This is a genomic window from Streptomyces sp. BE303 (assembly GCF_036290945.1).
Taxonomy (GTDB): domain Bacteria; phylum Actinomycetota; class Actinomycetes; order Streptomycetales; family Streptomycetaceae; genus Kitasatospora.
Genome location: NZ_JAQYWZ010000960.1, coordinates 139,992 through 161,385 on the forward strand (window position 1 = coordinate 139,992; position 21,394 = coordinate 161,385).

16 protein-coding genes are annotated in these 21,394 nt (G+C 74.6%); all 16 read left to right on the plus strand.

The window, feature by feature from the left end; translation table 11 throughout:
• Positions 1 to 220: 220 nt before the first annotated feature.
• The 16 genes from tdh (at position 221) to PUR56_RS42340 (ending at position 21,340) form a co-directional block, all read left to right on the plus strand.
• Positions 221 to 1,249, plus strand: coding sequence for an L-threonine 3-dehydrogenase (tdh, locus tag PUR56_RS42265; protein ID WP_329952907.1), 1,029 nt, complete (start codon positions 221 to 223; stop codon positions 1,247 to 1,249).
• 80 nt (positions 1,250 to 1,329) lie between these two features.
• Positions 1,330 to 2,523, plus strand: a complete 1,194-nt coding sequence (locus PUR56_RS42270) for a glycine C-acetyltransferase (protein ID WP_329952908.1) — start codon at positions 1,330 to 1,332, stop codon at positions 2,521 to 2,523.
• A gap of 357 nt (positions 2,524 to 2,880) precedes the next feature.
• On the plus strand, positions 2,881 to 3,792 hold the full coding sequence (locus PUR56_RS42275; protein WP_329884070.1) for a LysR family transcriptional regulator: 912 nt from the start codon (positions 2,881 to 2,883) through the stop codon (positions 3,790 to 3,792).
• Positions 3,793 to 4,149: 357 nt separating this feature from the next.
• Entirely contained in the window at positions 4,150 to 6,552 is a 2,403-nt protein-coding gene (locus PUR56_RS42280; protein WP_329952909.1) for an excinuclease ABC subunit UvrA, read from the plus strand.
• A 320-nt stretch (positions 6,553 to 6,872) separates the two neighbouring features.
• Entirely contained in the window at positions 6,873 to 7,265 is a 393-nt protein-coding gene (locus PUR56_RS42285) for a helix-turn-helix domain-containing protein (protein WP_329952932.1), read from the plus strand.
• Positions 7,225 to 7,416: an aroma-sacti cluster domain-containing protein gene (locus PUR56_RS42290; RefSeq protein ID WP_329884063.1), complete on the plus strand. Its 192-nt coding sequence runs from the start codon at positions 7,225 to 7,227 to the stop codon at positions 7,414 to 7,416. The genes PUR56_RS42285 and PUR56_RS42290 overlap by 41 nt, the downstream gene beginning before the upstream one ends.
• A gap of 1 nt (position 7,417) precedes the next feature.
• The gene (locus PUR56_RS42295) at positions 7,418 to 9,310 is read left to right on the plus strand and encodes an AfsR/SARP family transcriptional regulator (RefSeq protein WP_329952910.1); all 1,893 of its coding nucleotides are present in this window, start codon (positions 7,418 to 7,420) and stop codon (positions 9,308 to 9,310) included.
• Between the two features lie 413 nt (positions 9,311 to 9,723).
• Positions 9,724 to 10,989, plus strand: coding sequence for a glycosyltransferase (locus tag PUR56_RS42300; protein WP_329952911.1), 1,266 nt, complete (start codon positions 9,724 to 9,726; stop codon positions 10,987 to 10,989).
• A complete protein-coding gene (locus PUR56_RS42305; protein WP_443034635.1) occupies positions 10,895 to 11,938 on the plus strand; it encodes a DUF6895 family protein in 1,044 nt (347 codons plus the stop codon). Before PUR56_RS42300 ends, PUR56_RS42305 begins: the two co-directional genes overlap by 95 nt.
• Positions 11,935 to 13,128, plus strand: a complete 1,194-nt coding sequence (locus PUR56_RS42310; protein ID WP_329952913.1) for a radical SAM protein — start codon at positions 11,935 to 11,937, stop codon at positions 13,126 to 13,128. Before PUR56_RS42305 ends, PUR56_RS42310 begins: the two co-directional genes overlap by 4 nt.
• A 2-nt stretch (positions 13,129 to 13,130) precedes the next feature.
• A complete protein-coding gene (locus PUR56_RS42315; protein ID WP_329952914.1) occupies positions 13,131 to 14,078 on the plus strand; it encodes a DUF6895 family protein in 948 nt (315 codons plus the stop codon).
• Positions 14,075 to 15,517 carry an MFS transporter gene (locus PUR56_RS42320; RefSeq protein WP_329952915.1) on the plus strand — a complete coding sequence of 481 codons (1,443 nt, stop codon included), beginning with the start codon at positions 14,075 to 14,077 and terminating at the stop codon, positions 15,515 to 15,517. Before PUR56_RS42315 ends, PUR56_RS42320 begins: the two co-directional genes overlap by 4 nt.
• Entirely contained in the window at positions 15,514 to 18,765 is a 3,252-nt protein-coding gene (locus PUR56_RS42325) for an AAA family ATPase (RefSeq protein ID WP_329952916.1), read from the plus strand. Before PUR56_RS42320 ends, PUR56_RS42325 begins: the two co-directional genes overlap by 4 nt.
• Positions 18,758 to 19,633 (plus strand): S8 family serine peptidase, encoded by an 876-nt coding sequence (locus tag PUR56_RS42330; RefSeq protein WP_329952917.1) that lies wholly within the window; start codon positions 18,758 to 18,760, stop codon positions 19,631 to 19,633. The genes PUR56_RS42325 and PUR56_RS42330 overlap by 8 nt, the downstream gene beginning before the upstream one ends.
• Positions 19,623 to 20,276 carry a GAF domain-containing protein gene (locus tag PUR56_RS42335; protein ID WP_329884047.1) on the plus strand — a complete coding sequence of 218 codons (654 nt, stop codon included), beginning with the start codon at positions 19,623 to 19,625 and terminating at the stop codon, positions 20,274 to 20,276. The genes PUR56_RS42330 and PUR56_RS42335 overlap by 11 nt, the downstream gene beginning before the upstream one ends.
• A gap of 2 nt (positions 20,277 to 20,278) precedes the next feature.
• Complete coding sequence (locus PUR56_RS42340) at positions 20,279 to 21,340, plus strand: ATP-grasp domain-containing protein (protein ID WP_329952918.1); 1,062 nt, start codon at positions 20,279 to 20,281, stop codon at positions 21,338 to 21,340.
• Positions 21,341 to 21,394 lie beyond the last annotated feature (54 nt).

Here is a 21,394-nt window from a genome sequence, read left to right on the forward strand (position 1 = left end):
GCCCCCGACCCCAGCTCGGGCACGATCGTTTAGCCCAGCTGTGGCGGCCCTTAAGAATTCCTCGATGGACCGCACCCCCTCTCACCAGGCAGATTGCTGCCTGCCCGGAATGCGGACACCAGGACCTCCTGGAAGCCTGCAAGGAACCGCCACTCCCCGCCGGGCCCCGTCGGCCTGCCCACACCGGGCCGCCACCCACCGTGCGTCAGGAGCCACCGCCGTGAAGGCACTCGTCAAGCAGAAGGCCGAGCCCGGACTCTGGCTGGTGGACGTCCCCACCCCGGTGATCGGCCCCGGTGAGGTGCTCATCAAGGTGCTGCGCACCGGCATCTGCGGTACCGACCTGCACATCCGCAAGTGGGACGGCTGGGCGCAACAGACCATCAGGACCCCGCTGGTGCTCGGCCACGAGTTCGTCGGCGAGGTCGCCGAGATCGGCTCGGCCGTCGCGGACATCGCCGTCGGTGACCTGGTCAGCGGCGAGGGCCACCTGGTCTGCGGCAAGTGCCGCAACTGCCTGGCCGGCCGCCGCCACCTCTGCCGCAACACCGTGGGCCTGGGCGTCGGCCGCGACGGCGCCTTCGCCGAGTACGTGGCGCTGCCCGCCTCCAACGTCTGGGTGCACCGGGTGCCGGTCGACCTCGACGTCGCCGCGATCTTCGACCCGTTCGGCAACGCCGTCCACACCGCGCTCTCGTTCCCGCTGGTCGGCGAGGACGTGCTGATCACCGGAGCCGGTCCGATCGGCATCATGGCCGCCGCCGTCGCCAAGCACGCCGGCGCCCGCAACGTGATGATCACCGACGTCTCGCCCTACCGGCTCGACCTCGCCCGCAAGGTCGGTGTCTCGCTGGCGCTCAACGTCGCCGAGCACACCATCGAGGAGGGCCAGCAGAAGCTCGGCCTGCGCGAGGGCTTCGACGTCGGCCTGGAGATGTCCGGCCGCCCCGAGGCGCTCCAGTCGATGATCGCCAACATGACGCACGGCGGGAAGATCGCCGTGCTCGGCCTGCCCGCCGAGGAGTTCCCGGTCGACTGGGCCTCCGTCGTGACCTCGATGATCACCATCAAGGGCATCTACGGCCGCGAGATGTTCGAGACCTGGTACGCGATGTCCGTCCTGCTGGAGGGCGGGCTGGACCTCAGCCCCGTGATCACCGGCCGGTACCCCGCCGCCGACTTCGAGGCCGCGTTCGACGAGGCGGCCGGCGGCCGCTGCGGCAAGATCATCCTCGACTGGACCGTCTGACCACCGGACGAGCCCGCCCGGGAACGGACGAGACCGTCCGCGACCCCCTTCGCCCTCGCTCACTCGTGTAGGAGTCTGCTGTGATCGACAACGTGCGTGACGACCTGGCCGCCACCCTCGACGAGATCCGCGAGGCGGGCCTCTTCAAGCCGGAGCGGGTGATCGGCAGCCCGCAGAGCGCCGCCGTCACCGTCACCGGCGGCGGCACCCCCGGCGAGGTGCTCAACTTCTGCGCCAACAACTACCTCGGTCTCGCCGACCACCCGGACGTGATCGCCGCCGCCAAGGACGCGCTCGACCGCTGGGGCTACGGCATGGCGTCCGTCCGCTTCATCTGCGGCACCCAGGACGTCCACAAGGAGTTGGAGGAGCGCCTCTCCGCGTTCCTCGGCCAGGAGGACACCATCCTCTACTCCTCCTGCTTCGACGCCAACGGCGGCGTCTTCGAGACCCTGCTCGACGAGCGCGACGCGGTCATCTCGGACGCCCTCAACCACGCGAGCATCATCGACGGCATCCGCCTCTGCAAGGCGCGCCGCCACCGCTACGCCAACCGTGACCTGGCCGACCTGGAGCAGCAGCTCAAGGAGGCCCAGGGCGCGCGCCGCCGCCTCATCGTCACCGACGGCGTGTTCTCGATGGACGGCTACGTCGCCCCGCTGCGGGAGATCTGCGACCTGGCCGACCGCTACGACGCGATGGTCATGGTCGACGACTCGCACGCGGTCGGCTTCGTCGGCCCGGGCGGGCGCGGCACCCCCGAGCTGCACGGCGTGATGGACCGCGTCGACATCATCACCGGCACCCTCGGCAAGGCGCTCGGCGGAGCGTCGGGCGGTTACGTGGCCGCACGCCGCGAGATCGTCGCCCTGCTGCGCCAGCGCTCGCGGCCGTACCTGTTCTCCAACTCGCTCGCGCCGGTCATCGCCGCCGCCTCGCTGAAGGTGCTCGACCTGGTCGAGCAGTCCACCGACCTGCGGGAGCGGCTGGTGGCCAACACCGCGCTGTTCCGGTCGAAGATGACCGAGGCCGGCTTCGAGATCCTGCCCGGCGACCACCCGATCGCCCCGGTGATGATCGGCGACGCGGCCGAGGCCGGCCGGCTCGCCGAGCTGCTGCTGGAGCGCGGCGTGTACGTGATCGGGTTCTCGTACCCGGTCGTGCCGCACGGCCAGGCCCGGATCCGGGTGCAGCTCTCGGCCGCGCACTCCACCGAGGACGTCGAGCGCGCCGTCGCCGCCTTCGTCGACGCGCGCACCGCGCTGGGGAAGTAGCCCGGCAGCGGGGGAGGACCCCGCGGAGCCGGCCCCCGTCCGGGCCGGCTCCCCATTGACCGCCCGTGGCACGTCCGCTCGGAACCGGACGTGCCACGGGCTCCGAAAGCCGCCGCGCGGCGGGGCCCGGACCGGCCCGCCCCCGCCACGCGGCACCCGAAGACCACCTGCCCCACCCTCCCGCACGGGAGTGGGACGTCGGCCCGCCCGACGTCCCACTCCCGTTCGCGGTTCCGGGGCACGCGCGGCCGCCCCGGCGCCGCCACCGCCGGGGGAACGCCGCCGCCCCACCGGGCCCACCGGCCCCGGCGGCCACCCCCGACCCACCGGCCGCTCCGGCGCTGGCAGAATTGGCCCGTGATCGACGCAAGACGGCTGCGGACCCTGCGGGCGGTGGCGGACCACCGGACCGTGACCGCCGCCGCGGCCGCCCTCTACCTCACCCCCTCCGCCGTCTCGCAGCAGCTGGCCGCGCTGGAGCAGGAGACCGGGCACCACCTGCTGGCGCGCGAGGGCCGGGGCGTCCGCCTCACGGCCGCCGGCGAGATCCTGCTCGGCCACGCCGACGCTGTCCTCGCCCAGCTCGAACGCGCCGAGGCGGACCTCGCCGCCTACAGCGCGGGCGTCTCCGGGGAGGTCACCGTCGCGTCCTTCGCCACCGGGATCTCGCTGGTCCTCGCCCCCGCCATCGGCACCCTGGCCACCCGTGCCCCCGGTGTCCGGCTCAAGGTGCTGGACGCGGAGGGCGACGCCAGCCTGCCGATGGTCCTGGACGGGCGCGCCGACCTCGCGGTGGCCGTCGAGTACCGGGGCGCGCCGCGCGGCGACGACGCCCGGCTGACCAGGGTCCCGCTGTACGCGGAACCGTTCGAGGCGGTACTGCCGCTCGGCCACCCGCTGGCCACCGGCGACGGCCCGATCGCGGTGGCCGACCTCTCCGCCGAGCCGTGGATCGGCCCCTACCCCGGCAACCCGTGCCACGACGTGGTGCTGCTGGCCTGCGAGCACGCGGGCTTCCAACCGCGCCTGGTGCACTCCTCCGACGACTTCCGCGCCGTCGTCGCGCTCGCCTCCGCCGGTGCGGGGGTGGCGCTGGTGCCGCGCTCCGCGCTGCTCGGGGTGGACCTCGGACAGGTGGCGGTGCGGCCGGTGGACAGCGCGCTCGCGACCCGCCGGGTGTTCGCCGCGGTCCGGGCCGGTGCGGACGGCCACCCGCTGATCCGGCCGGTGCTGGACGCCCTCGCCGAGGCGGCGGCGGCCACCGGCTGAGCCCCGGGGCCCGCACCCGCGGCGCGTCTGGCGCGCGGGGCCCGTCGCTCGCCGGGCCGTCGCGCCGGGCCGTCCGCAGGCGGAACCACCGGCCGGACGGCCGGCAGGACCGCCGTTGTCAGAGCCTGCCCGTATGCTCACTCGCTGCCCGCCCGCTCGCGAAGATCGCCGCAGGCCCGAGCACGTCCTCGCACGTCACCGCACGTGCGCGCACGTCCGCGACGGCCCGCGAAGATCCGGACGGCGGCCGGGCGGTGCCCCGAAGTGGTTGGATCGAGATCGAACCAGGCGACGCCGACGGAGACCGTGCGAGCGGGCCCGCCCGGCAGCCGCCCGCGTCACGGATACGGAGACACGATGAGCAAGGCCCCGAGGCCCGACACGCAGTCCCCCGAGTCGACCGACTCGCACGTGGCCGACGGCCACGACCTGATCCGCGTCCACGGCGCGCGGGTGAACAACCTCAAGGACGTCAGCGTCGAGATCCCGAAGCGCCGGCTGACGGTGTTCACCGGCGTCTCCGGCTCCGGCAAGAGCTCGCTGGTGTTCGGCACGATCGCCGCGGAGTCGCAGCGGCTGATCAACGAGACCTACAGCGCCTTCGTCCAGGGCTTCATGCCGGCCCTGGCCCGGCCCGAGGTGGACGTCCTCGAAGGCCTGACGACCGCGATCATCGTCGACCAGCAGCGGATGGGCGCCGACCCCCGCTCCACCGTCGGTACCGCCACCGACGCCAACGCGATGCTGCGCATCCTCTTCAGCCGACTCGGGGACCCGCACATCGGCTCGCCCAACGCGTACTCCTTCAACGTCCCCTCGGTCCGCGCGAGCGGCGCGATCACGGTCGAACGGGGCACCGGCAGCAAGACGGTGAAGCAGACCTTCAGCCGCACCGGCGGCATGTGTCCGGGCTGCGAGGGCCGGGGCAAGGTCTCCGACATCGACCTCACCCAGCTCTTCGACGACACCAAGTCGATCGCCGAGGGCGCGATCACGATCCCCGGCTACAAGGTCGACAGCTGGTGGACCGTGGGGATCTTCATCGAGTCGGGTTTCCTCGACCCGGACAAGCCGATCCGCAAGTACACCAAGAAGGAGATGCAGGACTTCCTCTACCGCGAGCCGACCAAGGTGAAGGTCAACGGGGTCAACCTGACCTACGAGGGCCTGATCCCCAAGATCCAGAAGTCGTTCCTCTCCAAGGACAAGGACGCCCTGCAGCCGCACATCAGGGCGTTCGTGGACCGGGCGGTCACCTTCACCGCCTGCCCCGAGTGCGACGGCACCCGGCTCAGCGAGGGCGCCCGGGCGTCGAGGATCGGCGGGATCAACATCGCCGACGCCTGCGCGATGCAGATCACGGACCTCGCCGAGTGGGTCCGCGGCCTCGACGAGCCCTCGGTGGCGCCGCTGCTCGCCACGCTCGGGCAGACCCTCGACTCGTTCGTGGAGATCGGCCTGGGCTACCTCGCGCTCGACCGGCCGTCGGGCACCCTGTCGGGCGGCGAGGCGCAGCGCGTGAAGATGATCCGCCACCTCGGCTCCTCGCTCACCGACACCACCTACGTCTTCGACGAGCCCACCACGGGCCTGCACCCCCACGACATCCAGCGGATGAACGGCCTGCTGCGCCGGCTGCGGGACAAGGGCAACACGGTGCTCGTGGTGGAGCACAAGCCGGAGACGATCGCGATCGCCGACCATGTCATCGACCTCGGCCCGGGCGCCGGTTCGGGCGGCGGCACGGTCTGCTTCGAGGGCACCGTGGAGGGGCTGCGGTCGGGCGACACCATCACCGGCCGCCACCTCGACGACCGGGCCGTCGTCAAGGAGGCGGTGCGCAAGCCCACCGGCTCGCTGGAGATCCGCGGCGCGACGGCGAACAACCTGCGGGACGTCTCCGTGGACGTCCCGCTCGGGGTGCTGGTCGTGGTCACCGGTGTCGCGGGCTCGGGCAAGAGCTCGCTCGTGCACGGGTCGATCCCGCCCGGCGCGGGCGTGGTGTCGGTCGACCAGGGCGCGATCCGCGGCTCCCGGCGGAGCAACCCGGCGACGTACACGGGCCTGCTCGACCCGATCCGCAAGGCGTTCGCGAAGGCCAACGGGGTGAAGCCGGCGCTGTTCAGCGCCAACTCCGAGGGCGCCTGCCCCAACTGCAACGGCGCGGGCGTCATCTACACCGACCTCGCGATGATGGCCAACGTCGCCACCACCTGCGAGGAGTGCGAGGGGAAGCGGTTCGAGGCGTCGGTGCTGGACCACCACCTCGGCGGCCGGGACATCAGCGAGGTGCTCGCGATGTCGGTGACCGAGGCCGAGCGGTTCTTCGGCGAGGGCGACGCGCGGACACCGGCCGCGCACCGCATCCTGGAGCGGCTCGCCGACGTCGGGCTCGGCTACCTCAGCCTCGGCCAGCCGCTCACCACGCTGTCCGGCGGCGAGCGGCAGCGGCTCAAGCTGGCCACCCACATGGCCGACCAGGGCGGCGTCTACGTCCTCGACGAGCCGACCACCGGCCTGCACCTGGCCGACGTCGAGCAGCTGCTCGGCCTGCTCGACCGGCTCGTCGACTCCGGGAAGTCGGTCATCGTCATCGAGCACCACCAGGCGGTCATGGCGCACGCCGACTGGATCATCGACCTGGGGCCCGGCGCGGGCCACGACGGCGGCCGGGTCGTCTTCGAGGGCACGCCGGCCGACCTCGTCGCCGCCCGCTCCACCCTGACCGGTGAGCACCTGGCGGCCTACGTCGGCGCCTGACCGCGGCCCGGGGCGCACCCGGGCGCTCCCGGCGCCCTCGGCGTCCTCGGAGCGAGAAGTCCCCGCGGTCCGGCCCCGGCCGGGCCGCGGGGACTCTTCACATCCGTCGCTCCGGCCACAACTCCCTTGCCCCGGTGGGAGGTCGACATGACGAGGGTCGGTCAGCCCTCTTGCCGGTGCCCGGTCCTCGCGTCAGCATGTGGGCACGGCGGTCGTGTGGCCCGAGGGGGGATCCTGGTGATGTCTGATGGAGACGGACCGCCGCGTTCGTGTACCGAGGTACGACGGCGTTGAGCGGGGCGGGTGGTTCGATCGCCGTGGTGTGTCCGGCGTGCGGGGCGCACCGGCCGCCGGGGCTGCCGCAGCCGCTGGCGCAGGCCCTGCCGCTCAGCCGGGCGCTCACTCCCCGGGAACGCGTCGTCCTCGAATTCCTGGGCCTCGGGTACGACAACCGCTCGATAGCCCGGGAAATGCAGGTCAGCGAACGCACGGTGAAGCGGTTCGTCACCGCCATTCTGGCGAAGCTGGGACTTCGGTCAAGACTGCAGGCCGGCCTCCTCGCGCTGATGGCGGCTTCGTCCCCGGTCGACGGTGCTTTCTGGCCCGAAGGTCTCATGGACGGCGTTCGGGCCGAAGACGATGATGTTCAGGCACACGAGACAGGAGGGGACCATGACCTTCGACGCCCTCGCCGCCCTGCGGCAAGCGGGTAACCCGGTCGACCTGCTGACGGAGGAGCAGCGGGACGTGCTCGCACGGCTCACCGAGGACGAGGTGACCGTCCTCAACTCCGTCAAACAACGGCTGGACGCGGTTTCGGACGCCGAGGTGGAAGGGCATTCCCTCGTTATCAAGTTGGCGTGAGATGACGGTGAGTTTCGGGATTCTGGGCCCTCTGCGGGTGCTGGCGAACGGCTGCTCGGTGGACCCGGGATCGCGGAAGCAGCAGATTCTCCTGGCCGCCCTGCTGTGTCACGCGAATGCGCGGGTCTCGTTCGACTCCCTGGTCGAGGCGCTGTGGGACGACGCCCCGCCGCGGACGGCCCGCAAGAACGTCCAGGTGTACGTGTCCGGACTGCGCCGCCTGGTGGGCGCGGAGTCGGGATCGCGGATCAGCCACCAGACCGGCGGGTACGTGCTCCACACGGCGGCCGGCGAGCTCGACGCGCTCTGCTTCGAGCAGCGGGCCCGGGCCGGTGCGCTGACCGAGGCACTGGACCTGTGGCGCGGCTCGGCGCTCGACGGGTTCCGGGACGTGCCGCTGATCGGGGCCGCCGCCCAGCGGTTGGACCGCAGGTTCCTCGGGGTGTTCGAGGACTGGGTGGAGGCGGAGATCGCGGCCGGCGGCGGGCCCGCCGTGATCGAGCGCGTCACCGAGACCGTCCAGCTGCACCCGCTGCGGGAGCGGCTGCGGATGCTGCAGATGACCGCGCTGTGCCAGGCGGGGCGGCGTTCCGAGGCGCTGGCGGTCTACGACGAGCTGCGCCAGTGCCTGGCCCACGAACTCGGGCTGCCGCCCAGTCCGGCGCTGGCCCGGTTCTACCGCTCGCTGCTGTGCGAGCCGGCGCCCGCCGGGCCGAGGGAGCCCGCCGAGCTGCGCCCGTCCGCCGGGCTGCGGCCCCCCGGGGAGGGGCCGCCGTCGGCGGAGCCGCTGCCGCGGGCGGCCGAGGCGGTCACGGCGACGCCCGCGGAACCACGGCGGGGCCGGACGGCCCCGCCGAACCTGCTGCCCTGCGATCCCCCGGCCTTCACGGGCCGGGCGCCGGCCGCCCGGCAGCTGTCCGAGGCGCTGGCCCGGGGCGGCAACCGGCTGGCCGTGGTGACCGGCCCGCTCGGCTCCGGCAAGACGGCGCTCGCCGTCCACGTCGCACACCGGCTCGGCGACCGCTTCCCGGACGGCCGGCTGTTCGTCCGGCTCCGTGGCGAGGACGGCAGACTGCGCCCGCTGGACGACGTGCTGCGCCAGCTGCTGGCCGCGGTCGCACCCGGCCGGCCGGAGCCCGCCGGACCGCCGGACCCGCCGGACCTCCGGTGGGCCTGGCAGCTCTGGCTGACCGGACGCCGGGCCCTGGTGGTCGTCGACGACGCCCGGCGGGAGAGCGAGGTCCGGCCGCTGCTGCCGGAGGCCGGGGAGAGCGCGGTCGTGGTGACGGCCCGGCCCCGGATGATCGGCCTGGAGAGCGCCCACCGCTTCTGGCTCTCCTCGCTGGCGGTGGAGGAGGCCGTGGAGTTCCTCGGCCGGGTGATCGGCCCGGACCGGGTCGACGCGGACCGCGAGTCGGCCGGCCGGATCGTCCGGGCGGCGGGGCTGCTGCCGCTCGGGGTCCGGCTGGTGGCGGACCGGCTGGCGTTCCTGCGCCACGTGCCGCTGCGCGAGTACAGCGCGCGGATGGCCGGAGCCCCGGGGCTGCTGGACGAGCTCTGCGGCGGCGACCCGGCGGTCCGTGCCCGGCTGGCCGAGTCCATCGGGGACCTGCCCGAGGCGGCGCACTGGGCGGTGCTGCGGCTCGGGCTGCTCGCGGAGCCCGTGTTCACGCTGGAGCAGGCCGCCGCGGTGCTGGACTGCCGGCCGGACGCGGCGGTGCGGGTCCTGGAGCACCTCCTGGAGGCCAGCCTCCTCACCGTCCCCAACGTGGAGGGGCTCGCACACACGGTGCGCTACGAGATGCCGGCGCTGCCGTACGCCTACGCGCGGGAGACGGCGGCCGGGCAGGCCCCGGCCCGCACGGCCGACCGGAGTCCTGTGCCGCACCCCTGAGCGGCGGGCCGGGCGGCCGACCCGCCGGCCGCCCGTACAGCCGCCCGTGCGGCCGCGCGAAGGGGCTCTGAGTGGCTGTCATACCGGTATTGAACCGCTGACTAATCGTCGTCATACCGAGGATCCCTACCGTTCTCTGGGATCGGCGTAGCGGACGCCGCCAGGGGAGAGGAGGCAACATGCCCGAGGACATCAACCCGGAGCCGACCGAGGTCGAGGACGAGGACGTCGACGTCGTCGCGCACGATGCGGGCGAGGATTCCATCTGCATCATCAACAACAGCGCGGCCCTCTGACCCGACCGACTCGACAGGTCGAGCCACGAGAACCGAGCGGGCCATCCGGTCCCCGGCGCGAGCCGCCGGGACCGGGGCGGCCCGCTCGGTGTCGGCCCGCCCCGGCCCGGAGGCCCCGTGAACATCCTGCTCTGCCCGCTCAGTGACGGCGGCTACCTCTACCCGGCACTCGCCGCCGGGCGGGAGCTGCGGCGCCGGGGCCACCGGGTCGGCGTGCTCGGCCGGGCCGGTGCCGCAGCCGTGGTGGCCGAGGCGAGCCTGCCGTTCGCGCCGGCGGACGACTTCGGCGGCGCGCGGGCCTTCTCCGCCGCCCGGTGGGGCCCGGCCGGGGTGGAGCAGTACCGGGCGACCGTACGCGCGGCCCGGGAGGCGCGGGCAGACCTGCTGGTCACCTCGGTGCTGTGCAACGGCGCCCTGCTCGCCGCCGAGGCGCTGGACATCCCGGTGGCGGTGATCGGACTCTCCGTCCACCTCTGGAACTACCGCACCGGCGGCGAGGACGAGCCCCAGTGGGGCCGCACCAGGGAGAACCGGACCCACGAGTGCCTGGAGCTGTACGCCGCCACCCGCGAGCAGGCCGGCCTGGCGAGCCGGCCCTCCCGGTGGCCGGACGGCCCGCTGCTCGGCGACGCCCTGCTGCTCCGCGGCGACCCCGAGCTGGAGTACCCGGGCGCGGTGCTGCCCGAGCGCGCGCACCAGGTCGGGCCGCTGGCCTGGGAGCCCGCCGCCGACCGGGCCGAACTCGCGGCGATCACCGACCACCTGGCACGCGTCGGCAAGCCCGTCGTCTACGTGCACCTCGGCCGGTTCTTCGGCGGCGGCACCCCCTGGCCGCGCCTCAACGCCACCTTCACCGGCGGCCCGTTCCAGGCGGTGGTCGAGCAGGGGCGGACGGCCGACCCGCGACCCGCGCCCGGCGCCGACGTCCTGCTCGTCCGCAAACCCTGGCTGGGGCCGCTCGTCGACCTCGCCGGACTCGTGCTGACCAGCGGCACCTCCGCCCCGGTACTCGGCGCGCTGCTCCGCGGCCGGCCCCTCGGCGTCACCCCCAACGGATCCGAGCAGCCGGTGCTCTCCGGCGCCTGCCTCCGGGCCGGCGTGGCCGCGCACATCCCGAGGGCGGAGCGGCCGGACCGGCCCCGGCCGGTCGAGGCGGCCTGGCAGGACGACCGGCTGCGGGAGGGGGCCCGCCGGCTCGGCCGCCGGCTCGCGGCGGCGAACAGCCCGGCCCGTGCGGCCGACGTCATCGAGCAGGCGGCCCAGCGGTCCGCAACCTCTAGGGAGAACCATGGGTACTCGATCAGCCGGCCCGGACGCAGTGGCCGTGGAGAGCCTGGCGGCGGGCGCACTGCAGTGGATACGCCTTCACTCGGGCTACCTTGACTCCCCGTCGGGCCGGGCCGAACTGCCGGTGACACCACGCGTCAAGGCCCTGCTGCAGCTCGCCCTGCTGCGCCGCTCCTGGGAGCGGGCCGCGCCGTCGGACCCGGGCCTGGCCGAGGTGACCGGGACCGTCGAGCGGGTCTGGCGCAGCCCGGCCCATCCGGCCCTGCTCGTCGCCGAGCCGCGCTACGCCTGGCAGTTCAAGCTGATGTACGGCGCACTGGCACCCGCCGGGCTCACCGACGGCCCGCACCGGACCGCGCTCGCGGAGGTGACGGCCGGCGGCTTCCTGACGCCGGGCCGGAAGTCGCCCTTCCTCCACCTGGAGACCAGGTTCTACGCCGACCTCGCCGGCGTCGGACACCGGCTGCACTCCTACCGGCGACTGTACGAGGCCAGCCGGCTGGCCCGGCACCGCGACGGGCAGCCGGTCGGCGAGCCGGACGTGTGCGACGTGACCCACACCCTCTTCCACCTGAGCGACTTCGGCTTCCGTGACCCCGGCCTGACCGGCGACGCCCTGGAACACGCCCGCGACCTGGTCTGCCGCCTCACCGGGGACTGCGTGCGCAACGGCGACTGGGACCTCACGGCCAAGCTGGTGCTCGCGCAGCACTGCCTCGGCCTCGACCCGCTCGGCACCCCCTCGGGAGAGGCCGGCCTGCGGCTGCTCGGCGAGGTGCAGTCGCCCGGCGGCGCCGTTCCCGGACGGTCCGCCGCCGACCGGGCGGACACCACCGCGACCACGGCGGAGTTCTTCCGGAAGGCCTACCAGGCCACCCTGGTGACGGCCCTCACCGCGCTGACCGTCGCCCACGGCCGGCGAGGCGGCGCACCGGACGCCGGCCCCCCGGACGGCGCCCGTGCGGCGGGCGGGAGCGCCGGGCCTCCGGCGGCGGACCACGCCACCGGCCGGGACCGGGCGCCGGCGACGCGGGGTGCCCGGTGAACCCCGCGCAGGCCGACCTCGACCGCGGCGTCCGCCTCCTCCGGGGCGAGCGGAACTGGTGGTTCCTCGGCCCGGGCGGCGGGCTGGCCCGCCTGCGCCCCACCCAGCTGACCGCCGACGGCCTGCTCCGGCCGGGCACCGAACGCCGGCTCCGCGAGTACGGCCTGATGACCGCGGAACCCCCGCACAGCTACGCGTTGACCGTGCTGACCAGCACCCACTGCAACCTAGGCTGCGACTACTGCTTCCAGAACACGAGCCAGGACCCGGACGGCGGCAGCCGTCCGCCGCGGATCGCCCGGACCCGCCTCACCTCGCGGACGATCACCTCGATCCTCGACTTCACCGAGCGGCAGATGGCCGCCGCCGGACTGGAGGAGCTCCGGATCCTGCTGTTCGGCGGCGAACCCCTGCTCAACCCGCGCGGGTGCCTGGAACTGCTGGAACGCGCGGCCGCCCGCGGGCCGGTCTCCGCCTGGATGATCTCCAACGCCACCCTGCTCACGCCCGCACTGGCCGGCCGGCTCTCCGGCCTCGGGCTGGGGTCCGTCCAGATCACCTTCGACGGCGACCGCCCCGACCACGACCGCATCCGGGTCGGGCGCACGGACGGCGGCGGGACCTTCGACACGATCGTCCACAACCTCGTCCGGGCGTCCGAGACCTCCCCGCTCCGGTGGCTGCTGCGGGTGAACGTCTCCGGGGAGACCTACCGGGGCGTCGACGCGCTGATCGACCGGCTCGCCACACGGCTCGACCCCGCCCGGTGCACCCTGTACTTCGCCCAGGTCGGCGACGTGGGCATCGGCTACGGCAACGACCTGCTGCACACCGGCGAGCTGTCGGCCCGCTTCACCCGGTGGCAGCGGCGGGCGCTCGACCTCGGATTCACCGTCACCCGGCCGCAGGGCCACCGGCCGTGCGTCACCTGCGGCTACCGGGACGGCCGCTACGGCGCGGTGGTCAGCGCGGACGGCACCCTGGCGAGCTGCTGGGAGACCGCGGGCAGGACGGCGTGGGAGGTCGGCACGGTCACCGGCGGGTACCTGCCCGACACGGTCACCCGCGAGCGGTGGGTCGGCTGCGAGGACCTGTACCGGCGCGAGGAGGACCGGCGGACACTCGCCGCCTTCCACGACACGGTGGACGCGGCCCTGCTCGACTACCTGGACGAGACGGGGCGCCTGTAGCCATGCCATCGGACCTCGACCGGCTGTCCGCCGGCACGCTCGCCTGGCTGGGGCGACACCTGGACCACTTCGACCCGTACTCGGCGCCCGGCCGCTCGGCGGAGCACGGGCGGGCGAAGGCCGCGCTGGAACTGGCGCTGCTCTGCCACCTGTGGGCCCGACGGGACACGGGCGGCGACCCCCGCCTCGACGAGGCGACCGCGCTGGTCCGCACGGTCTGGCAGCACCCGGACTTCCCGGCGCTCCTCACCGCCGACCCCCGGTGCGCCGCCCCGTACGGACTGGCCTGCGCGGCACTGGCACCCGCCGGGACCGACGGCACGCCGTACCGGGCGGTGCTCGCCCGGCTGACCCCCGACGACCTGTCACCGCAGGGCAGGTCGGCCTACCAGCAGCTGGAGCTGCGCCACTACGCGGACAAGGCGGGGGTGCCGCACGCGTTCGAACCCTACGAGGAACTGCTCGGTCGGAACTTCCTCGTCCGGCTGCCCGCCGCGATGCCGGACCGTGCCGCACCGGACCGTGCCGGGCCGTACGACGCGGCACCGGTCACCGTCCCGGAGGCGTACGCCCTCACGCACTCCAGCTTCTACCTCAGCGACTTCGGCCGGACCGCCCCCGGGCTCTCCGCGGCGGCCCTCGCGGACGCGGCGGAGCTGCTCCGCCGGCTGCTGGAGCACTGCGTGCGGCACGACTGGTGGGACCTGGCCGCGGAGCTCGTCATGGCCCAGGTCTGCCTAGGCCTCGACCCGCTGCGCACCCCCTGGGGCCGTGCCGCCGTCGACTGCCTGGTCCGGGCCCAGCGGCCCGACGGCGCGCTCCCCGGCCGGTCCGCGAGGACCGCCGCGACGGACGCCGAACCGGTCGGGGCCTTCTTCGCGAGGGCCTACCACACGACCCTGGTGACCGCCCTGATGACGCTCCTCCTCCGGCCGGAGCACGCCTCATGAGACCACGACTGGTCCTCATCGACCCCAGCTACACCCGCCTCTGGTTCGGGCAGGCCGTCTCCTCCGTCGGGGACGCCGTCTTCAGCACCACCCTGGTCCTGTGGGTGGCCATGGAGCTGGCCAAGGGGAAGCCGTGGGCGCCGCAGGCGGTCAGCGGCGTCGTCCTGGCGACCAGCGCCGCCGTCCTGTTCGTCGGCCCCCTCGCGGGCGTGTTCGTCGACCGCTGGGACAAGCGTGCGACGATGCTCGGCACCGAGGCGATCCGGGGCGGGCTGGTGGCCCTGCTGACCGCGGTCTCCTTCCTGCCGGCCGGTGACCTCCCGGTCGGGCTGTGGCTCGGCCTGATCTACGCGACGGTGCTGGTCCTCAACGCGGCCAGCCAGTTCTTCACCCCGGCGAGGTTCTCGGTCATCGCGGAACTCGTCACGGGGGAGGCCGACCGGGCGAGAGCGGCCGGGATCGCCCAGGCGACCGGACAGACCGCCTGGATCATCGGCCCGCCGCTCGCCGCGCCGCTGCTGTTCACGGTCGGCCTGCAGTGGGCGCTGCTGTTCAACGCCCTCTCCTACCTGGTGTCCTACCTCGCCATCCGGTCGGTGGACGTGCGGCCGGCGGCCGGGGACGCACGGGCCGCGAAGCCGGACCGGGGCAGGCCGGCCGCCGAACGGCGCGGACTGGGCGCGGAGTTCCTGGAGGGCCTGCGGTTCTTCCGCCGCAGCAGGTTCCTCGTGGCGCTGCTGCTGTTCGCCGTGATCGGCCAGCTCGGCATCGGCGCCCTGAACACCCTGAACATCTTCTTCGCCACCAGGAACCTGCACGCGTCCGCCGAGCTGTACGGCTACCTCGGCATGGCGATGGGGATCGGCGGCATCGTGGGAGCGCTCGCCGCGGGCCGGGTGGTCCAGTGGATCGGCGCCCGGAGGACCACCTGGATCGGGCTGATGGTGAGCGGCGCCCTGCTGCTCCTGTACTCCCGCCAGAGCGGCTTCCCGGCCGCGGTGACCCTGCTGTTCCTCTTCGTCCTCCCGATCACCATGCTGAACACCGCCATGTCGCCGCTGCTGCTGGCGGCGACGCCCCAGGAGTTCCGGGGCCGGGTGGTCGCCGTGTTCTATCCCGTCACCCGGCTGGCCGCGATGCTGGCCGCGGTGCTGTCGGGCTGGCTCGCCGGCACCGGGCTGCGGGACTTCTCGGGCTCGCTGGCCGGCCAGCGGTTCGGCCCGATCGACACGATCTTCGCGGCGTCCGCGGTCGTCGTGGTCCTCGCGGGCGTCTACGCCCGGATCGCGCTCCCCGACACGGCCGCCGCCCCGGCCGCCAAGGCCGAGCCCGGGACCGGGACCGGATCCGGGGCGGGGCCCGATCCGGCGGGGCCCGCCGCGCCCGGGGCCGATCCCGCCGGGCCCGCCGCCCGCCCCGCCCCGGCGGGCCCGCAGTGATCTGCTCCGGGTGCGGCCGGCTCGCCGGTGGGTCGGACCGGTTCTGCGCCGGCTGCGGCACGCCGCTCACGGCCGGTGGGGCTCCGCGCGAGACCCGCCGGAAGGTGTCCATGCTGTTCCTGGACATCGTCGGCTCGACCGCGCTCGCCGAACGCCTGGACCCGGAGCCGCTGCGGCAGGTCATGGACCGCTACTTCGCGAGCTGCGGGGCCTGCATCGCCGAACACGGCGGGGAGGTGGAGAAGTTCATCGGCGACGCGATCCTGGCCGCCTTCGGCGCCACCGTGGCCCGCGAGGACGACGCGCTCCGGGCGGTGCGCGCCGCGAACGGGGCGCTCGCGGCCCTGGCCGGCCTGACCGCCGAGCTCAGCGCCGAGTACCAGGTCGAGCTGGAGGCGCGGGCCGGTGTGTGCACCGGCAACGTCGTGGTGATCACCAGACCGGGGGACGACTTCCGGGTCGTCGGCGACTCGGTCAACACGGCCGCCAGGCTGCAGACGGCCGCCCGCCCGGGCGAGGTGCTGCTCTGCGCCGACACCGCCGCGATGGTGCGGTGGCAGGTCGGGATCGAGCCCGTCGCTCCGCTGCGGGTGAAGGGCAAGGCCCGCCCGCTGCCGGCCTGGCGGGTGACCGCCCCGGAGCCGGCGGCCGACCTCCCCGGGCCGGTGACCCCGTTCATCGGCCGGGTCGACGAACTGGAGGCGCTGGAGCGCGGCTTCCGGCGGGCCCGGCTGCGGCGGCAGGTCTGCCTCGCCACCGTCGTCGGCGTGCCCGGCATCGGAAAGTCGCGCCTGGTGAGGGAGTTCCTCGCGGGCCTGCCGGCCGGTGAGGTGACGGTGCTCGCCGGCCGGTGCTCCGCCTACGGCCGGGGGATCACCTACCGTCCGCTGGCCGAGATGCTCGGCTCGCTCCCCGGCGGCTGGCCGGCCCTCGCCCGGCTGCTGGAGGAGGACCCGGCGCGGGCCGGTGACGACGGAGCGGCGGCGCCGGCCCACGGCCTGGCGGCGCGCACCCTCGGCACGGTCGTGGACCAGGACGGCGGCGCGGCCGGTGTCGAGGACATCGCCTGGGCGGTGCGGCACCTTCTGGAGGTCCTCGGCCGCTCGCGGTCCGTGGTCATGGTCTGGGACGACCTGCACTGGTCGGAGGAGACCCTGCTGGACCTCATCGACGAGGTCGCGACCTGGCTGCGCGGGGTCCCGGTCCTGCTGCTCTGCGTCGCCCGCCCCGAACTCCTGGAGACCCGCACCGGCTGGGGCGCCGGCAAACCGGGTGCGACGACGCTCGACGTCGGACCACTGACCTACCATCAGATCACGTCCCTGCTGGGCGAGTTGTCGCTCCTCGCCGAGGTGGTTCCGCAGGACCTCCAGGAGGTCAACAGCCGCGTCGCCACCCTGTGCGACGGAAACCCGCTCTATGCCGAGCAGCTCATGGACGTCTTCGCGGAGACGGCCCCCGGCACCAACGTCCCGCCCACGATCCAGGCGATGCTGGGTGCCCGGCTGGACCAACTGCCCGTCACCGAACGGGGCATGGTGGAGCTGGCCGCGGTGGTCGGGCGCGAGTCCACCCGGGAGCTGCTGCGGGTGATGGCCGCCGCGGACGGCACCGGCTCCGCCGAGGCCGACGAGGCACTGTCACGGCTGGTCCGCCGGCGCGTCCTCGAACGCGGCCCGGCCGGCACCTTCCGCTTCGCCCAGGCCCTGCTGCGCGACACCGCCTACGAGTTCACCCCGAAGACCCGCCGCGAGCGCTGGCACGACTTCCTGGCCGAGCGGTTCTCCGGCGAGCTGCCGCAGGACGCGATGGCGGTGGCCTACCACGTCGAGGAGACCTCCCGGCTGCGCAGGCAGCTGCGGCCGGGCGACCCGCAGCCCCCGCGACTGGCCGGTGCGGCGGCGGACACCCTGACCGCCGAGGGCATGCACGCGCTGGCCCGCAAGGACCTGCCGGCGGCCGTCCAGCTCCTGGAGCGGGCGAGGGAACTGCTGCCGGTCGGCGATCCCCGCCACACGGCGCTCGCCCTGCACGTCTGCGACGCCGGAATCTGGCTCCAGGACGAGGAGCGGTGCCGGTCCGCGCTGGCCGCGGCGGAGGCCGCGCTGCCCGGGGACCGGCGGTCCGCGGCCACCCTGGCGGTCCAGCGCGCAATCGTCGCGCTCCGGCTCGGCCTGGCGCCGCCCGCGTCCGTGGCGGCGGACGCGGAGCGGATCGCGGCGGAGCTGGAACAGGACCCCGAGGACGATCTCAGCTGGTGCCGGTTGCACGAACTGCTCGCCCACCTCGAACTCGTCGCCGAGCGCGCGGCGTCCGCGGCGGCCTCGTTCGGGCGCGCGCTGGCCCTGGCACGGACCCTGGGCGACGGCTACCAGGAGGACCGGCTGCTCTGCGCCGTCTGCGAGTTGGCCCAGTGGACGCCGATGCGGGTGGACGCCGGGCTGAGGCTCTGCGCCGCGCTCGGCGTCCGGTTCGCCGCGAGCCGGTCGCTGCTCCTCCCGGTCCTGGTGACCCGGGCGCATCTGGAGGCGCTCGGCGGCGACCTGGACGGCGCGCGGCGCACCGTGGCCGAGGCGCTGACCTACTCCCGCGACGTGCACGCCGATCTCGCGGACGCGGTGGTGCTGGACACGGCGGGCTTCGTGGAATCGCTGGCCGGCGCCCACGACGTGGCGGAGGCGCGGTACCGGCAGAGCCTGGGCGTGCTGCGGACCTCGGAGCACGCGACCGACACCCGGAACACCGAGGTCGCGATCGCCCGGGAACTGTTCGCCCAGGGCCGGACCGCCGCCGCCGCCTCCGCTCTCGACCGCCTCGACGGCGCGGACCTGGACGGCGAGGGCGCGGGCCTGCGGGCGCGGCTGGGCGAGGCCGCGCTGCGCGGGCGGATCGCCTCCGTCCGGGGGCACCACGAGGAGGCGCTCGCCGGGGCCCGGGCGGCTCGTGCGCTGGTGGCCCGGTGCGACGACCTGTGCCTGACCGGGGAGACCCTCCTCGACCTGGCGATCGTGCTCGAAGCGGCCGGGATGACCGAACGGGCGCGGGCTGAAGGGACCGAGGCATTGCGGATGTTCGAGGCGAAGGGCGCCGCGCTGCCCGCCGGACGGGTCCGTCGCTGGCTCGCCGCCCACGGGCCGGGGACGGCGGACGGCAAGGCGGGTGCGGGTGCGGGTGCGGGTGCGGACGGGAGGGCGGGTCCGGAACCGGGCGGGCCCGGCGGACCGGGGGAGGGCGCGGCCGATGACTGACCAGCCGCCCTGGCGCCGGCCGCCGCGCGACCACTTCCCGGGCGTGCCCGCCTGGAGCATGCCCGTCTCGGTGGTGCCGCAGGAGCCCTTCGAGGTCAGCCCGCTCGGCCCGGTCACCCGGGAGTGGGCCTGGGGCGGCGCGGACGGCTCCGGCGTCCGCGTCTGCGTGCTCGACAGCGGCGTGGACGCCGACCACCCGATGGTCGGCGGGCTCGACCGCGCCATGGACGTGGTCAAGGGCGAGGACGGCGTCCTCGCCGTCACCCCGACCGAACCGGGCGACCCGGCGGGGCACGGCACCGCCTGCGCGAGCGTGATCCGGTCGATCGCCCCCGCCGTGTCGCTGACCTCGGTGCGCGTCCTCTCCGGCGGCAGGCACGGCAGCGGCGCCGCCCTGCTGGCCGGGCTGACCTGGGCCATCGAGGAGGGGTTCGACGTCATCAACATGAGCCTCTCGACGACGAAGCCGGACTTCCGCGACGGCCTGCGCGACCTCTCGGACGCCGCCTACTTCCGGCGCTGCACCATCGTCGCGTCGGCCCACAACATGCCGGTCCACAGCTATCCGTGGCCGTTCGCCTCGGTCATCTCGGTGGCCAGCCACGACCGCCCCGACCCGATGACCTACTACTACAACCCGTCCCCACCGGTCGAGTTCTACGCACGGGGCGTGCGGGTGCCGGTGGCAGGGCCGGGCGGGCGGCGGCTGCTCAGCACCGGCAACAGCTTCGCCACCCCGCACATCGCGGGCATCTGCGCGCTCATCCTCGGCAAGCACCGCGCGCTCACGCCGTTCCAACTCAAGTCCGTCCTCTACCTGGCCGCCGAGAACGTAGCCGTACCCGAGGGAGGTGCGCGTGTCGACTGACCCGCTGGACAGTGCCGGCATCCCGCAACGAAGACTGCTCCAGTCGATCGTGGAAGTCGCCCGCAGCGTCTTCGGCGCGGCCGCCGCCTCCGTGCTCCTGGTGGACCGGGACAACGGGGACCTGGTCTTCGAGGCGGTCGCGGGCGAGGGCGAACACCACCTGCTCGGGACGAGGTTCCCGAGCGGCACCGGCATCGCCGGCTGGGCGATGGTGTCCGGGCAGCCGGTGGTGATCGACGACGTGGCCGACAGCCCCCGGTTCGCCCGGGGCGCCGCGGAGTCCACCGGCTACGTGCCGCGCAGCATCATGGCCGCGCCGCTCATCTGCGAGGGCGACTGCATCGGGGTGCTGTCGGTGCTGGACCGTGACAGCCGCGAACGCTGCGACCTCGGCGACATGGCCTCCCTGGGGCTGCTGGCGACCGAGATGGCGACGGTGCTGGAGCTGCTCGTCCGGCTCCGGTCGCTGGACGCCGACCGCGCCTCCCGCGCGGCGGCGACGCAGGCCGCGGTCCCGCAGCCCGACCTGGTCCTGTTGCAGCGGGTGGCGGAGCGGCTGCCGCGGGCGTCCGAGCAGGTGGCCGCGACGGTCGCCAAGCTCCTGACGATGGCGGACGAGCTGCTGGCCGACGGCGACGGCTGACGGTGGCGGCTGACGGCCCCTCGGCCTTCCTCGACCAGCTGGCCCGCCCCGGCCGCACCGTCGACGTCCGCCCCCGGCCGGCCCCGGCCGTCCTGCTGCTCAGCCGCGCCTGTGACGGGGGCCTGGAGCCGGTACAGGGCCTGCTGGGGAGCGCGGGCGTCCGGTCGGAGCGGTTGAACGCCGACGAGCTCGGCGCCGCCGACCTGCTCGTCGACCCCGAACGCCGGGCGGTCCGGCTGAACGGCCGCTGGCTGACCCCCACGGTGACCTGGGTGAGGCACTTCTCGGCGTCCGCCATCGAGAGCACCGGGGATCCGGCCCGGACCGTGTTCCTGCGCGAGTCCTGGCAGGCCGCGGCCGACCAGCTGGCGGCGGTCTCCGGGACGGCGATCCGTGCGACCGGGCCGGGGCTGCTCGCCCAGCTGGACCTGGCCCGGCACCACCGGATCGCCGTCCCGCGCACGGTGCTGACCACCGACCCGCAGCGCGCCCGGGGCGCGTTCGACTGCCCGCGGCTGGTGGTCAAGGCGGCCCACCACCACTTCGTCGAGCCGGAGCCGGGGCGCCTGAACGGGATCTTCCCCGTGGTCGTCGAACGGGACGACCCGGCCGCGGACCCCGGCCCGGGACCGGGTCCGCCCGTCATCGTGCAGGAGTACGTCGAGCACGAGGCGGAGCTGCGCGTCTACCACGTGGCCGGGCGGCTGCACGCCTTCCGGATCGGCAAGACCTCGCCGGCCGACCCGTGGACGGCTCCCGAGCGGGTCGGGGCCGAGCCCGTCCGGACGCCGCCGGCCGTCGCCTCCGCCACCAGGACCCTGGCCGCCGCGATGTCGCTCCGCTACGGCGCGTTCGACTTCCTGATCAGCGCCGGCGGACCGGTCTTCCTGGAGGTCAACCCCGACGGGGACTGGCTCTGGGCCGAACAGCGGGCGGGGACGGCCCCGGTCACCACCGCGGTCGCCGCCATGCTGGCGGCCCTGCACCGCGAGGCCCTGCCCACCCCGGGACCGTTCGACCTCCTGGGCTTCCTCTCCGCCCCCCGGGCCGGGTCCGGCGGGTGACCGCGCCCCGGCGGCGGGCCCGGCGCGGCCGGGTGCCTGGTTCGGCCGGGTGCC